Genomic DNA, 12,773 nt, shown 5'->3' with positions numbered 1-12,773 from the left:
TAGGTGTCCCGAGCCGCAAGGCTCCTAAAGACCCCTCGTAGACCACGAGGTTGATAGGCCGGGTGTGGAAGCGGAGTAATTCGCGGAGCTAACCGGTACTAATCGGTCGTGCGGCTTGACCATACCTTTGAGGCAAACGTCGAGAGGCGTGCCCAGAGCTCGGATGACGAGCCGGCGCGCGCGAACGCAGCAACGAGACGCTCTACATTCCGTTGTCCGGAGCCTTCAGGCCCGCGTGAGGTTTTCTCACGCGGGCCTTTTTCGTTCCATCTCCCCTCCCCGGCCTCAGGCCCCCGCGGCCGCCTCGTACTCCAGGAGCCCGGCGAGCAACGTCCGGTGACATCGATCCGGATCGACGCACGACGACGAGCAAAGCAAGGTCATCCGCTCGCCGAGGCGGAGGCGCTCGGCGAGCGAGCGGATGAGGTCACGCTCGGCCTTCATCTCGGCCCGGTACTGCCGCGCAAAATCTTTCCACGGGAGCGGCGGTCCGCTCTTGCCCTGAAACGCGGCGAGCAGCTCGCGGCTCGGGGCCAGGTTCTTCGCCCAGAGATCCCAGGTCTCGTCCTCCTTGCGCACGCCACGCGGGCGAAAGCGGCACACGAGGACACGCAACCCGTCGTCCGGCGCGACGGGCTCGTTCCAGCGCTTCGTCTTCAGGGGCAGGCGCACGGCCGAGCGGCCGAGCGCCTCAGAACCCGCCATCCTCGCCGCTCGACGCGCCATGGCCATTCGGGCCGAACCCCGCCGGGGCCGACGACCGACCTCCCTGGTATGTGCCGCCGGGATTCTCGCCGGTCTCGTCCCGGCGCGCGCTCTCTTCGGAGGAAATCCCGCCGTGCTGGGACTCGGCCGAGCGCCGCGAGGCCTTCTCGGCGCCGTGCGCGGGCTCGGTCCGGCCGGAATCCTTGGGACGTTTGTTCATGCGACGTCTGTGGGGCGTGACCTCCGCGTCGCCAGTGTGTCGGCCGCGGATCCACGCCCCCATCCAGACGTCAGGCGACGGAGAGCTTGACCTCGATGTTGCCGCGCGTGGCCTTGGAATACGGGCACACCTGGTGCGCCGCGTGCATCAGCGCCTCGGCCTGCTCGCGCGGGAGGTTCGGGATGTGGCCGATGAGCTCCACGGCGAGGCCGAAGCCGCCGCTCGCATCCTGGCCGAGCGAGACCTTCGCCTCGATCTGCACGGGCCCGGTCTGCACCTTCTGCATGCGGGCGACGAGCGCGAGCGCGCCGCCGAAGCACGCCGAGTAGCCCATCGAGAAGAGCTGCTCGGGGTTCGTCCCGTCCCCGCCTGGACCGCCCACGCTCTTCGGCAGGCTGAGCTGGAGGTCGAACTTGCCGTCCTCCGTCTTGACGTGCCCCTCGCGCCCGTTCGTCGCCGTCGCCCCTGTCGTGTACAAAATCTTCATGCCTCACTCCTCTCCAACGTGGATGCGGGATTCCTTTTCGGCTGCGGAGCCGCGGCTGCAATCGAAATCCGCGTGGATCCCGTGCTCCCGCGGAGCGTCCGCCGCACCACGCGGGCGCGCGGCAGGCCGTCCGCAGGTCACGAACCCGAGAGATGCCGCGTTTCCAGGCGGCCTCGGGGCTGGCATTGGTCCTGCTTGGGCGGCCCTCATGCTTCGACGGACCTCGGCTTGGGTCGCGCTCGCCTTGCTCTCCGCTTGCTCGGGGGGCGGGACGGGTGGCCTCCCCTCCCCGTCTGCCACGCCCTCGGCTCCACCCAACGCCGCGGCCGCGGCGCCCGCGACGATCGAGATCGCCCAGCGCGTCGACGCCCTGCTCGACGCCGAATGGAAAGCCGCGGGCGTATCTCCGGCCAAACCCGCGACGGACGCCCAGTTCCTTCGCCGCGCGTGGCTCGATCTCGTGGGCACGTTGCCGTCGCCCGAGGTCGTCACGAGCTTCCTCGCCGATCCCGCGACGGACAAACGCGCGCGGGCTGTCGACGCGCTGCTCGCGAGCCCGCATTTCGCCGAGCGCTGGGCCGCGTACTGGGAAGACGTCCTCCTCCGTGACGACGTGAAGGGAAACCTCGTCGACCGCGCCGCGTTCCGGGCCTGGCTGCGGGCGCGTTTCGCCGCGAACACGCCCTGGGATCACGTCGTGCGCGAGCTCGTCGGCGCGACCGGGAAAAGCAGCCCCGGCGGCCCCGCCCGCGAGCGCCGCATGGCCGCGCAAAACGCGGCCACCGAGGCTGAAATCGATGGCGTGAACGGCGCGACGAACTGGCTCGTGCAGTACCGCGGCGGCGTCGAGGACCTGGCGGGCGCCACCGCGCGCACGTTCCTCGGCGTGCAGATCCAGTGCGCGCAATGCCACGACCACAAGACCGAGAAATGGACGACCACGGACTTCCGCCGTTTCGCCGCGGCCTTCGTGCGGACCCGCGTCAAACCCGTCGACGAGAAGGAAAAGGGCATGGCCCGCACCTTCGAGGTCGAGGACGGCAAGCGCGGGCGGCCTGGGAAAAACGCGACGGACGAGGCGCGCGAGATCGCCACCCTCGCCCCGGCCGCGCTCGACGGGACCACGCTCGAGGGCGAGGCGCCGCGGGCCGAGCTCGCCGCGTGGATCACCTCCACGACGAACCCCTGGTTTGGCCAGGCGCTCGTCAATCGTGTATGGGGGATGTTGTTCGGGCATGGGTTCGTCGAGCCCGTGGACGATTTGCGCCCCTCGAACCCGCCCCGCGCAAAGGCCGTGCTCGACGCGCTCACCGCTGATTTCGTGGAACACGGCTACGATCTCAAGCGGCTCTTGCGGACCGTTTGCGCCACGCGCGCCTACGGGCTCGCGGCAGGACCGCCCGCGGCGGAGGCGACGTTTGCGGCGTTCGCCCCGCGGCGTTTGCCGGCGCCGGTGCTGCTCGACGCGGTCCTCACGGCGACGCGCCTCGATCCGTGGATCGAGGACACGCTCGGCGAGCGGGCCGACGCGCTGCGGGCGAAGATGCGCGAGCGCTTCCGGTTCGTGTTCGACGTCGACGAGGACGGCGCGCGCGCGGAGTTCGACGGGACGATCCCACAGGCGCTCTTGCTCCTGAACGGCCCGCTCGTCGGGTATGGATCGACCGCGCTCTCGGGCGGCGCGCTCGCGGACGTGCTCGGGATGCCCGGCGGCGACGCGGCGAAGATCGAGGCGCTTTACCTGCGCACGCTCTCGCGCAGGCCCACGGCGGAAGAGATTTCCCGTTGGGTGCACTTCCTCGACGAGGCCGCGGCGGCCCCCGAAGAACCCGTCGCGCCGCCGAGCGGACCGAGTCCGCTCGGGAAGATCGGCAAGAAACGAGGCTGGGTCGCGAAGACGCCGCGCGACCGGGCCTATGAGGACCTGTTCTGGGCGCTGCTCGATTCGAGCGAATTTGCTTTTCAGCACTGAAACCGGAGGACGCCATGGAGACCCAAGACACACCCGTGACGATCGATCGCCGGCGCCTCCTGCACGCAGGGCTCGGAGGGCTCGGCGCGTGGCTCGCTGGACGGTGGATCACGGCGCCCGAGGCGCGCGCGGACGAGGCGAACGTGGCCCCGACAAAACCCCGCGCGGACGCCTGCATCGTGCTCTGGATGAACGGCGGGCCGAGCCACGTGGACACGTTCGACCCGAAGCCGGGCACGAAAGAAGCCGGGCCGTTTCGCGCCATCAAGACCCGCGCCAAGGGCGTGTCGATCTGCGAGCATCTGCCCCGCGTCGCCGCCGAGGCGCAAAGACTCGCGATCCTGCGCGGCATGACGAGCCGCGAAGGCAGCCACGAGCGCGCCCGGCAGCTCGGCCATACCGGACACATCCCCAACCCGACCGTCGATCACCCGGCCCTCGGCGCGTGGGTGAGCGCGCGGCGCGGCGATCCCAAGGCGGAGCTGCCCGCGTTCGTGAGCCTCGGCGGGCCGAGCGCGGGCGGCGGTTTTTTCGGGCGCGCGCATGGTCCGTTCGTGGTGCGCGAGCCGGGGCGGCCGCCCGAGGACATGGCGTACGGGCCGGGCGTCTCGGCCGCGCGGTTCGATCGGCGGCGCGCGGCGCTCGCGATGCTGGAGGACGCATTCGAACAAGAGACGCAGAGCGCCGCGGTGGCCGAGCGGCGCGCCGTGTTCGCGCAAGCCGCGCGGATGATGCGCTCGCCGGCCGCGGCCGCGTTCGACGTGTCGAGCGAGCCCGCGGCCGTGCGTGAGGCTTACGGCGATACGGCGTTCGGGCGCGGCTGCCTCGCGGCGCGGCGGCTCGTCGAGGTGGGCGTGCCGTTCGTCGAGGTCTCGCTCGACGGCTGGGACACGCACGAGGACAACTTCGAGCGCACGAAGCGGCTGATGGGCGTGCTCGATCCCGCCATGAGCGCGCTGCTCCGCGACCTCGCCGAGCGTGGCAAGCTCGATCGCACGCTCGTCGTTTGGATGGGTGAGTTCGGACGGACGCCGCGCCTCAATGGGCGGGGCGGGCGGGATCACCACCCCGCCGCGTGGAGCGCCGTGCTCGCGGGCGGCGGCGTACGCGGCGGGATCACGCTCGGCGCGACCGACGCGCAAGGCGAAAAGGTCGTCGAGCGGCCGGTGCCCGTGGCCGACCTGTTTGCCACGATCACCTCGGCGCTGGGGCTCGATCCGTTGGAGACGGTCTCGTCCCCGGGCGGCCGCCCGATCACCCTTACAGACGGCGGGCAGGTGGTGCGCGAAATCTTGCTGTAGACGGCGATCGGGGTTTGTCCTCGGGCGGAAAGCCTGTTAAACACGGCCGAGATGGCTGACCTTTCGACTCCGAGGAAGCACGCCGCCGGCTTCGACGTCACGCAGGCGACGGCGCAACAGCTCGAGGAACATCGCGCCGCGCTCACCGGGCATTGCTACCGCATGCTCGGGTCGGTCTCGGAGGCCGAGGACGCGGTGCAAGAGGTGATGCTGCGCGCTTGGCGGAGTTTTTCCCAGTTCGACGGCCGTTCGTCCTTGCGCACCTGGCTCTATCGCATCGCCACGAACGTCTGCCTCGACGCGCTCGCCGATCGCTCGCGCCGCATCCGCCCGATGGAGTGTGGCCCCGTCGGCACGGTCGACGACACCCTTAGCACCCTGCCCGCTTCGAGCTGGGTCGAGCCCATCCCCGACGCGCGGGCCTTGCCCGACAACGCGACCCCGGCCGAGCTCGTCTCGATGCGCCAGAGCATCCGCCTCGCGTTCGTGGCCGCGCTCCAGCACCTCCCGCCGAAGCAGCGCGCGATCCTGCTCCTGACCGAGGTCCTCGGCTGGGCGGCCGCGGAGGTCGCCGAGAGCCTCGGCACCTCGATCGCCGCGGTGAACAGCGCCTTGCAGCGCGCCCGCGCCACGCTCTCGGCCCGCGACCTCAGCGAGCCCCCGGCGCCGCTCGCCGACGTGCAGTCGACGATGCTCGACCGCTACGTCGACGCGTTCGAGCGGTACGACATGGACGCCTTCGCCGCGCTCCTGCACGAGGACGCGACGCTCTCGATGCCGCCGTACTCGCTCTGGCTGAAGGGGCATGCTTCCATCCTGGCCTGGCTCGTCGGTCGGGGCGCGGGGTGCCGCGGCTCGCGGCTCGTGCCGACGGCGGCGTGTGGCTCGCCGGCGTTCGGGCAGTACCGTCCCCCGCACGCGCCGGGCGAGCCCTACAAGGCGTGGGCGCTCATCGTGCTGGAGGTCTCGGGCGACCGGATCACCGCGATGAACTCCTTCCTCGACACGGCGGCGCTTTTCCCGCGGTTCGGCCTGCCGCTGGAGCTCGCGCCGTAGCCGTCGGTCGGGTCGAATTTTTTTCTCGTGGACCGATGAGTTCGGCCCCCCCGCGGAGTCCATACGCCAAACCCACAGGCATGGAGGCGCCTATGATCACGACCCGTTCCCGCAAGCTCTTCGTCAACCTCGCCGTCAAGGACCTGAAGCGCTCGGTCGAGTTCTTCACGAAGCTCGGCTTCACGTTCAACCCGCAGTTCACCGACGAGACCGCGACGTGTATGATCGTGAGCGAGGAGGCGTACTTCATGCTCCTCGTCGAGTCGAAGTTCAAGGATTTCACGAAGAAGCAGATCAGCGACAAGAGCGCCACCGAGGCCTTTTATTGCCTCTCGTGTGAGAGCCGCGAGGAGGTCGACCTGATGGTGAAGACCGCGGTGGAGAATGGCGGGTCACAGGCGATGCCCGCCATGGATCTCGGCTTCATGTACAGCGGGAGCTTCTACGACATCGACGGCCACCACTGGGAAGTCATGTGGATGGATCCGGCCGCGGTCCAGAAGTGATCACGTCGCGGGCTCAAGGGCAGACCGAGCCACCCGCCGTGCAGAAATAGGTCATCTTGACGGCCTCGGCGGGGCTGCAATCCCCCCCGTCGAGGACCAGATCGAAGAGCTGCAAGCCCGCCTGGTTGCAGGCGTCGTGTGCCGCTTGCTTGAAGAAGTCCCGCGATTGGCAGGTGATCCCGTCGCCGATCGAGTCGCTCGCGCAGATGGCCGGGGGCTCGGGCGGCGGCGGCTCGTTCGGCGGCGGCGGATCGACCGGCGGCGTGGGCGGCACCGGGCAACATTCGTAATGGGCTTGTGTGGTCTGCCAGCCGCAATCGCCGCCCTGGTACTCGAAGACCGTGAAGACGAAACCGCTCTCCTGGCAGATCGCAAAGGCCTGATCCTTCAAGACCCCCGGATCCTCGCAGGTCGCGCTCTCCACGGTGCCCTGCAAGCAGCCGGACGGCAGCGTAGGGGCCTCGGGACTCTCCTCGCTCACCTTCCCGTCGCCATTCTCTTTCCCGTCTCCTTCGAGCGCGCCCTGCGCCATCTCCTGCCCGCTGCCCTGCTGCACATCCGCCGTGCAGGCGACGAAACCGGACGCAAAAAAGGCGACCACGAGCGACCGCAATCCATTCGACAAACGCATGGGTACCTCCGCGCGCCCCGCTGCGGGGCGCCGTCGTGACAACCGCTCTTCTTCAATCGCGAGGCGGCCTCGCGTTTCCTCTTTTTTTACGTCAAGGCCCGCAACACGAAAAACCGACCTTCGACGCCTGGCCGGCCGGACAATCCCCCGCGATCTGAAGATCCGCGAGGGAGAGGCCGAGCTCCTTGCAGGCCGCGTAGGCCATGTCCTTGAGCAAACCGTTGTCGAGGCACGTCACGCCGTCGCCGAGGGCGCCGCTTTGGCAGACGAGCGGCGGGGGTTCGGACGGCGGGGGTTCGGGCGGCGGCGGATCGACGATCGGCGGGCAACACGTGTAACTCGCCTGCCGCGTCATCCCTCCGCAATCGCCGGTCGTGTACTGGAAATCCACCATCTGCTGCCCCGCGAGCTGACAGGCCTGGGAGGCCATGTCCTTGAGCAGGCTCGGATCCTGGCACGTGGCGCCGTCGCCCACGGTATCGGTCGTGCATACGTCGACCTCCGGATCGGGCTCGGCGCATTCGTGCTCGGCGCTCCGGAAGAGGCCGTCGCCGCACGGATCGAGGTAGGTGATCTCGGCGAGGACGAGGCCATTTTCGTCGCAATCGAGTTCGGCGCGCCCCTTCCAGGTCTCGGGCGTCGCGCAGGAGGCCAGCGGACCAGGCGGCTCGACGACGGGCCCCGGGGGCTTCGGCGTGCTCGTCGTCGAGCCACGCGCGCCGCCGGTCGCGCCGTACATGGGCGCGCGGGATTCACCGGAGAGGGCTTGCGTCGGCGACCAGAACACGAACCCCTCGGCGTCGTCCGCGTCCCCGGCCTCGCCGGGCGTATGCATGCGCGACCGAGGACCCGGGGGCACGTCGGGCCTCGGGCCGCGCCGAGGATGCTCGAGCGGACCCCGCTCGGGATCCGCGTCGGAGGGCGAAGACGGATCCTGCACGCGCCACGAAGGCGACGGCGCGACCGGCCGGGCATCGGGAGCGCTCGGAGCGGGGGCCCGCCGCGGGCCAACCACGCGCGGGTTCGTCTCCGGCGCGTGATCGGCGGCCGGGGCCGCGTCCGGATCGGCTGCGAATTCAGTTTGGTTCGGCGCGACGAGCCCGGAGCGGACGGGCGGCGTGTCGTCGTCGAGCGACAGGAAAAGCACGGCGGCGCAGGTCAAAACGAGGGCCAGAGGACGCCCGAGCCCGCGGAGCGACGAAGACCACGCCACGCGCGGCGGTTTTCCGGCGAGCCCCCGCAGGCGCGCGCCGAGCCGCGCTTCGAGCTTCGGATCCGGCGCGACCTCGGCGTACAGCTCGTCGGCCGCGCGCAGCCGCGCGAGCAGATCGTTCGGCGCGGGTGTGGTCATGGTGAAACCCCCCAGCCGTCCTTCTTCAGCCTCTCGACGGCGCGCTGGATCAATTTGCAGACGTATCCCTTCGAATGCCCCAGGATCTCGCCGATCTCCTCCTGCTCCTTGCCGTCGAGCCAATACATCGAAAATGCGACCTGCTCCTTCACGGGCAGCGCGTCGAGCGCCTCGATCGCGCGGCGTAAATCCTCGCGGGCCATCACCAGCGTGTCGGGCTGCTGCGGCTCGGGCTGGTGCTCGCCGAAGAGCCAGCGGATCGGCGCGAGCGCGCGGAATCGATCCCGGCGCATGCGGCTCAAGCAGCGGTTCGTGGTGGCGCGATACAGCCAGCCCGCGAGGTCGTCGTGGTCGTCGAGCGCCGGCAGCGCCTTCATCAGGTCGAGGAAGACCTCCTGCGTGATGTCCTCGGCCCAGGCGACGTTTCCCTTGCCGTAGCGGAGCGCGAGCCGATACACGAGCCCGTGGTGCTTGCGGTAGAGGGCCTCGACCGCGCTCGGCGTGGCCGTCCGGGTCGGCTCCGCGGCGCGCGCTTGGGGGGCCTCGCCCAGGGGCGGACGGTCCTCCACGAGCCTCTTTCGCGCGAGGGGCGCGAGGAGGCCTTCGACGTCCGGGGGGGCGAGGTTCGGGCTCGGCACGAAAGAGCTTTCTTCGCTCCCATCATGCGCGAGGGGCCGGCCGGTTTCCTCGGCCGCGCGTTTTTTGATGGGGGCGGCCGTGGGCTCGTGCTGGCGCGGGGCATGCTCGAAGGGGGCGCGTGGTCCGCGCGGGCGCGGACCGGGGAGGCTCGCCGTGATGGAAGAACGAATCGATGTCCTTTCGCCCTCGTTTCGAGCGAATCCGTATCCTCATTACGCCGCGATGCGGACGTCCTCCCCCGTGTGCCAGGTCGATCCTGGCGGCATGTGGGCGGTGAGCCGCTGGGACGATGTCCTCTTCGTCCTGAAGAACCCGGCGCTCTTCTCCTCGCAGGGCTTCAAGGCGGTCATGGAGCCCCCGTGGATCGGGTACAACCCGCTCGTTCATTCGATGCTCGCGCTCGATCCGCCGGCGCACACGCGGCTCCGCGGCCTCGTCACCCGGGCGTTCGGCGGGGGCACGACGCGCCGCCTTGCCCCGAAGGTCGAGCGCCTCGCGGAGGAACTCGCGGGGAAGCTCGTGGGCGAGGTCGATTTCGTCGAGGGCTTCGCGACCCCGCTGCCGGCGTTCGTGATCGGCGAGATCCTCGGCCTCGACCCCTCGCTGCACGTGTTTTTCAAGCGCTGGGCCGACGATATCAGCTCGATCGCGCCCGAGCCCGAGAGCGCCGCGCACGTCGTGCAGGTGCGGACCGCGATCGCCGATCTTTCGGGGTACCTGCGCGAGGTCGTGGCCGCGCGGCGGCGGGCGCCGGCGGACGACACGGTGAGCGATCTGATCCACGCCGAAGTGGACGGCCATTCTCTCACGGAAGAGGAGATCCTTGATTTCCTGGTGCTGCTCCTGCTCGCCGGGCTCGAGACCACGACGCACCTGCTCGGCAACACGATGATCCTCCTCGCGGCGCAGCCGGCGCTTTGGGATCGGCTCCGCGGAGATCCCGCGCTCGCCGCGCCGTTCGTCGAAGAAATGCTCCGGTACGACGGGCCGAGCCACGCGCTGCCGCGGATCGCGACCGCGGAGGTGACGATCGCGGGGGTGACGATCCCGGCGGGATCACTGGTGCTCGCGCTCGTGGCGTCGGCCAACCGGGACGAGCGTCGGCATGCGGATCCGGACCGGTTCGACATCGACCGCAATGCGCAGGGCAATCTCCAGTTCGGGCACGGGATCCATACCTGCGTCGGCGCGCTGCTCGCGCGGATGGAGGCGCGGATCGCGCTGGAGGTCCTCACGCGGCGGTTTCGGCGGGTGGAGCTCGGCGCGGGCGAGATCCGGTACAACCGGACCATCGCGATTCGCGGGCCGGTGGTGCTCCCCGTTCGGTTCTCGTGAACACGCGCGGCGCGCGGGCCGGCGCGACGTCGACCGCGCGGGAACGTTTTTTGAAATGGCGATCGGACCATGACCGCACACGCCGAGGCCCCTGCCGCGCTCCCCTTCCCGCTCGAACGTTCGGACGAGATCGGCTGGACGGACGAGCTGCTCCTCCGGCTCGTCTCGACCACGATTCGCCGCCACAACGAGGCCGCGGACGAGGCGGGCCCTGCCGCGGCGACGGGCTTGACCGAAGCGGGGCGCGGCAAGGCGATCCTTCGGGGCGGCGCGCTGTTCTCCGCGCTCGCCGGCGCCGGCGCCGGCCTCGTCTCCACGGGCGGCGCCTTGTTCACGGCCGGCACGCAAGGGGTCGGGGCGCTCGTCGCCCTCCCGGCGACCGCGCTCGGCGCTGCGCTCGATGCCGCGCTCCGCCTCGTCACGCAAACGTACACGGGCTGCCGCCTCGCGGGCTGCGTCGGCGTGCGCTTTGATCCGGACGACCCGGCCGACGTGTGGGCGCTCTTCAAGCTCGTGCAGGGCGCCGAGCATGCCCCGGAGGAGCACGAGCACCCGGGCGCCGCGCTCGCGCGCCTCGCGCGCACCGACCTCGAAGGCGCCACGCAGGGCCTCGCCGCGCGCCTCTTCGGCGGAAGCCTCGCCCGCAGCTTCATCCCGTTCGTCGGCATCGTCGCCTCGTCCGTCACGAATTACCTGGCCACGCGCAGGCTCGGCCAGACCGTCCTCCGGTACGTGCGGTATCGCGCCGCCTTCGACCGTGTCCTCTCCGACGAGCGCCTGTTGCCTGTGAAGGATCGGCTATTCGAAGGCCTGTGGTTCCTCTTCGAGGCCGACGGATGGCTGCGGCCGGAGGAGACGGCGCTCCTGTTCACGTTCTTGCGCGGCTGCGAGACCGACATCTCGATCGGCCTCGACGAGCGGCTCGCGGATCCGATCGGCTGGTGCTCGCGGCTCGGCGACGTCCCTGCCCCGGCGCGGGCGCCTTTTTATCATGCGCTCGAGATTGGCGCGACCGTCGACGAGCGCGCCTCGCTCCGGGAGCGCAAGCTCCTCGCGCGCGCGGCCGAGGCGCTCTCCGTCCGTTTCGACGAGGCGCGCCTCGAACGGATGATCCGCGAGATGCACACGCGCGGGATGTTGTCGCCCGAGCTCTCCGCGGAGGGGCTCACGCAATGGGAGGCGCGCGGTCGCAAGGCGGCTTAGAACGTTCCTCCAAGAATGTCGACCGCCCGCGCGACGTGCTCGTCGAGCAGCCCCGTATCCGACTCCGTCTTCACGTGATGAGCGGCGAGCAGCTCGAGGTCCATATTGTCGATGGCCACGAAATACGTGGGCCGCTCGGGCTGGGCGTCGATCCATTGCATGATTTCCATGCACCGGGTCTGGCCGGGGTTTGGGTCGGGCAAGCGCATGGTCCTCGGGTACAGGATGGGCGTGTGATCGAGGACCTCGCCCACGAATCCTTCCTTGGCGAGCAGCGCCCGCAGCTTGTCGACCGTGTTCCACTCCCGCCAGGTCGAGCTGACCACGACCCGCGCGCCCGTGCGCTTCACGATCGTGTTGAGCCGCTCGACGGCCGGCGGGCTGAACTGCTTCCGCGTGTCGCGGTCCTCTTGCAGGAGCATGAGGTAATGGTTCAGCACACCGTTGAAGTCCAGGAACACGATCTTCATGGTGGATCGAGGACACCACGAGGCGGCGCCCAGGGTCAACAATACATGGAGACGACCCGCATATCGTCGTCTCGCCCGTGCGCGCGCAGGCCCCGGAACGCCTCCGCGCCGCCTTCGCCGAGATAGGTGCGCACGGACGCGACGAAGGTCACGGGGACACGCACATCCGGCGCGAGCACATCGATCTCGAATCGAAGCTTGCCGTGCGTGCGGTCGATCGGCGCGTGCACGATCTCGCCCTCCTGAAGGTCGTCGAGCTCGAAGTCGTCGTGGCCCCGCGCCCGGAGCGCGTCCTCGGGAAAAGGCTTTTGTCCGTCGCCGAAGAGCGCGGCGTCGCGGCTCCCGACGTCACATTGCAGGACGAGAAGCATCTCGTCCCAGAGGTCGACCATCAAATCGCCGTACGGGATCCAGCAGATCCGCCACTCGTTCTCCTCGAAATCGTACTTCGGGCCGAGGGAACGAAAAAGCGCCGACCGCGCGCGGCCCTCCGGGGGGCCCGGCCGGAACGGGAAGATGGCGGAGGGGCCAAAAAAGAGACGCGCCCGGCGGGAGCGGCCGCGCATCCAGGTGAACTCCCCGAGAGGCTCCGACCGGTAGCGCGAACAGGGAAACCCCTCCGGCACGGTCCAATCGCCGGAGCGACGGGTCTCCACGTGGAAATAATAATCGAGGCTCATCGGCGTTCGTCCGTCTCGCTCCAGCGGTCGGTGCCTCCAGGCTACCATCGATCGACATACGAGGGACAGGTAATGTCCACGCGGATGAATGGTATCACCTCGCCCACCCCCGTCCTGACGCCCCGTGTCCCTCGTGCCCAGGCTCCCCGCCGGAAGGAGCCTCAACATGTGTACGGAACAACAAGCGGCAGCCATTCGTGCGGAGGTCTCGCGTATC

14 protein-coding genes and 1 rRNA gene are annotated in these 12,773 nt (G+C 69.7%); 7 read left to right on the top strand and 8 right to left on the bottom strand.

Annotated elements, in window-relative coordinates; all coding sequences use genetic code 11:
- Positions 1–123, top strand: a 23S ribosomal RNA gene (locus tag E8A74_RS50555); the annotation flags it as partial.
- A 162-nt stretch (positions 124–285) separates the two neighbouring features.
- Here the strand turns inward: E8A74_RS50555 and E8A74_RS50550 are convergent.
- The 3 genes from E8A74_RS50550 to E8A74_RS50540 form a co-directional block, all read right to left on the bottom strand.
- Positions 286–705, bottom strand: a complete 420-nt coding sequence (locus tag E8A74_RS50550; RefSeq protein ID WP_136936392.1) for a DUF488 domain-containing protein — start codon at positions 703–705, stop codon at positions 286–288.
- Positions 692–925 carry a hypothetical protein gene (locus E8A74_RS50545; RefSeq protein ID WP_136936391.1) on the bottom strand — a complete coding sequence of 78 codons (234 nt, stop codon included), beginning with the start codon at positions 923–925 and terminating at the stop codon, positions 692–694. The genes E8A74_RS50550 and E8A74_RS50545 overlap by 14 nt, the downstream gene beginning before the upstream one ends.
- 70 nt (positions 926–995) lie before the next feature.
- Positions 996–1,412, bottom strand: a complete 417-nt coding sequence (locus E8A74_RS50540) for an organic hydroperoxide resistance protein (RefSeq protein WP_136936390.1) — start codon at positions 1,410–1,412, stop codon at positions 996–998.
- Positions 1,413–1,620: 208 nt separating this feature from the next.
- Here E8A74_RS50540 and E8A74_RS50535 point away from each other — a divergent pair, with 208 nt between their 5' ends.
- From E8A74_RS50535 to E8A74_RS50520, 4 genes are all read left to right on the top strand, one after another.
- A complete protein-coding gene (locus E8A74_RS50535; protein ID WP_170230004.1) occupies positions 1,621–3,384 on the top strand; it encodes a DUF1549 domain-containing protein in 1,764 nt (587 codons plus the stop codon).
- A 14-nt stretch (positions 3,385–3,398) separates the two neighbouring features.
- The gene (locus E8A74_RS50530) at positions 3,399–4,685 is read left to right on the top strand and encodes a DUF1501 domain-containing protein (protein ID WP_136936388.1); all 1,287 of its coding nucleotides are present in this window, start codon (positions 3,399–3,401) and stop codon (positions 4,683–4,685) included.
- A gap of 51 nt (positions 4,686–4,736) precedes the next feature.
- Positions 4,737–5,741: a sigma-70 family RNA polymerase sigma factor gene (locus E8A74_RS50525; protein WP_136936387.1), complete on the top strand. Its 1,005-nt coding sequence runs from the start codon at positions 4,737–4,739 to the stop codon at positions 5,739–5,741.
- Positions 5,742–5,833: 92 nt separating this feature from the next.
- On the top strand, positions 5,834–6,247 hold the full coding sequence (locus E8A74_RS50520; protein ID WP_136936386.1) for a VOC family protein: 414 nt from the start codon (positions 5,834–5,836) through the stop codon (positions 6,245–6,247).
- 13 nt (positions 6,248–6,260) lie between these two features.
- On the opposite strand, the gene E8A74_RS50515 is transcribed toward E8A74_RS50520, so the two are convergent.
- The 3 genes from E8A74_RS50515 to E8A74_RS50505 form a co-directional block, all read right to left on the bottom strand.
- Complete coding sequence (locus E8A74_RS50515) at positions 6,261–6,878, bottom strand: hypothetical protein (RefSeq protein ID WP_136936385.1); 618 nt, start codon at positions 6,876–6,878, stop codon at positions 6,261–6,263.
- 91 nt (positions 6,879–6,969) lie between these two features.
- Positions 6,970–8,229: a hypothetical protein gene (locus E8A74_RS50510; RefSeq protein ID WP_136936384.1), complete on the bottom strand. Its 1,260-nt coding sequence runs from the start codon at positions 8,227–8,229 to the stop codon at positions 6,970–6,972.
- Positions 8,226–8,867 (bottom strand): RNA polymerase sigma factor, encoded by a 642-nt coding sequence (locus E8A74_RS50505; protein WP_170230003.1) that lies wholly within the window; start codon positions 8,865–8,867, stop codon positions 8,226–8,228. Before E8A74_RS50505 ends, E8A74_RS50510 begins: the two co-directional genes overlap by 4 nt.
- A gap of 223 nt (positions 8,868–9,090) precedes the next feature.
- Between E8A74_RS50505 and E8A74_RS50500 the strand changes: the two genes are divergently transcribed.
- A complete protein-coding gene (locus E8A74_RS50500; RefSeq protein ID WP_232380107.1) occupies positions 9,091–10,203 on the top strand; it encodes a cytochrome P450 in 1,113 nt (370 codons plus the stop codon).
- Between the two features lie 69 nt (positions 10,204–10,272).
- The gene (locus tag E8A74_RS50495; RefSeq protein WP_136936381.1) at positions 10,273–11,406 is read left to right on the top strand and encodes a hypothetical protein; all 1,134 of its coding nucleotides are present in this window, start codon (positions 10,273–10,275) and stop codon (positions 11,404–11,406) included.
- On the opposite strand, the gene E8A74_RS50490 is transcribed toward E8A74_RS50495, so the two are convergent.
- Both E8A74_RS50490 and E8A74_RS50485 read right to left on the bottom strand, forming a co-directional pair.
- Positions 11,403–11,876 carry an HAD domain-containing protein gene (locus E8A74_RS50490; RefSeq protein ID WP_136936380.1) on the bottom strand — a complete coding sequence of 158 codons (474 nt, stop codon included), beginning with the start codon at positions 11,874–11,876 and terminating at the stop codon, positions 11,403–11,405. The genes E8A74_RS50495 and E8A74_RS50490 overlap by 4 nt on opposite strands.
- 35 nt (positions 11,877–11,911) lie before the next feature.
- On the bottom strand, positions 11,912–12,556 hold the full coding sequence (locus E8A74_RS50485; protein ID WP_136936379.1) for a hypothetical protein: 645 nt from the start codon (positions 12,554–12,556) through the stop codon (positions 11,912–11,914).
- Between the last annotated feature and the right edge of the window lie 217 nt (positions 12,557–12,773).

The sequence above is a fragment of the Polyangium fumosum genome, assembly GCF_005144585.1.
GTDB classification, from domain to species: domain Bacteria; phylum Myxococcota_A; class Polyangia; order Polyangiales; family Polyangiaceae; genus Polyangium; species Polyangium fumosum.
Note: the sequence above shows the minus strand (reverse complement) of the source record. Positions and strands in the feature narration are given on the sequence as shown.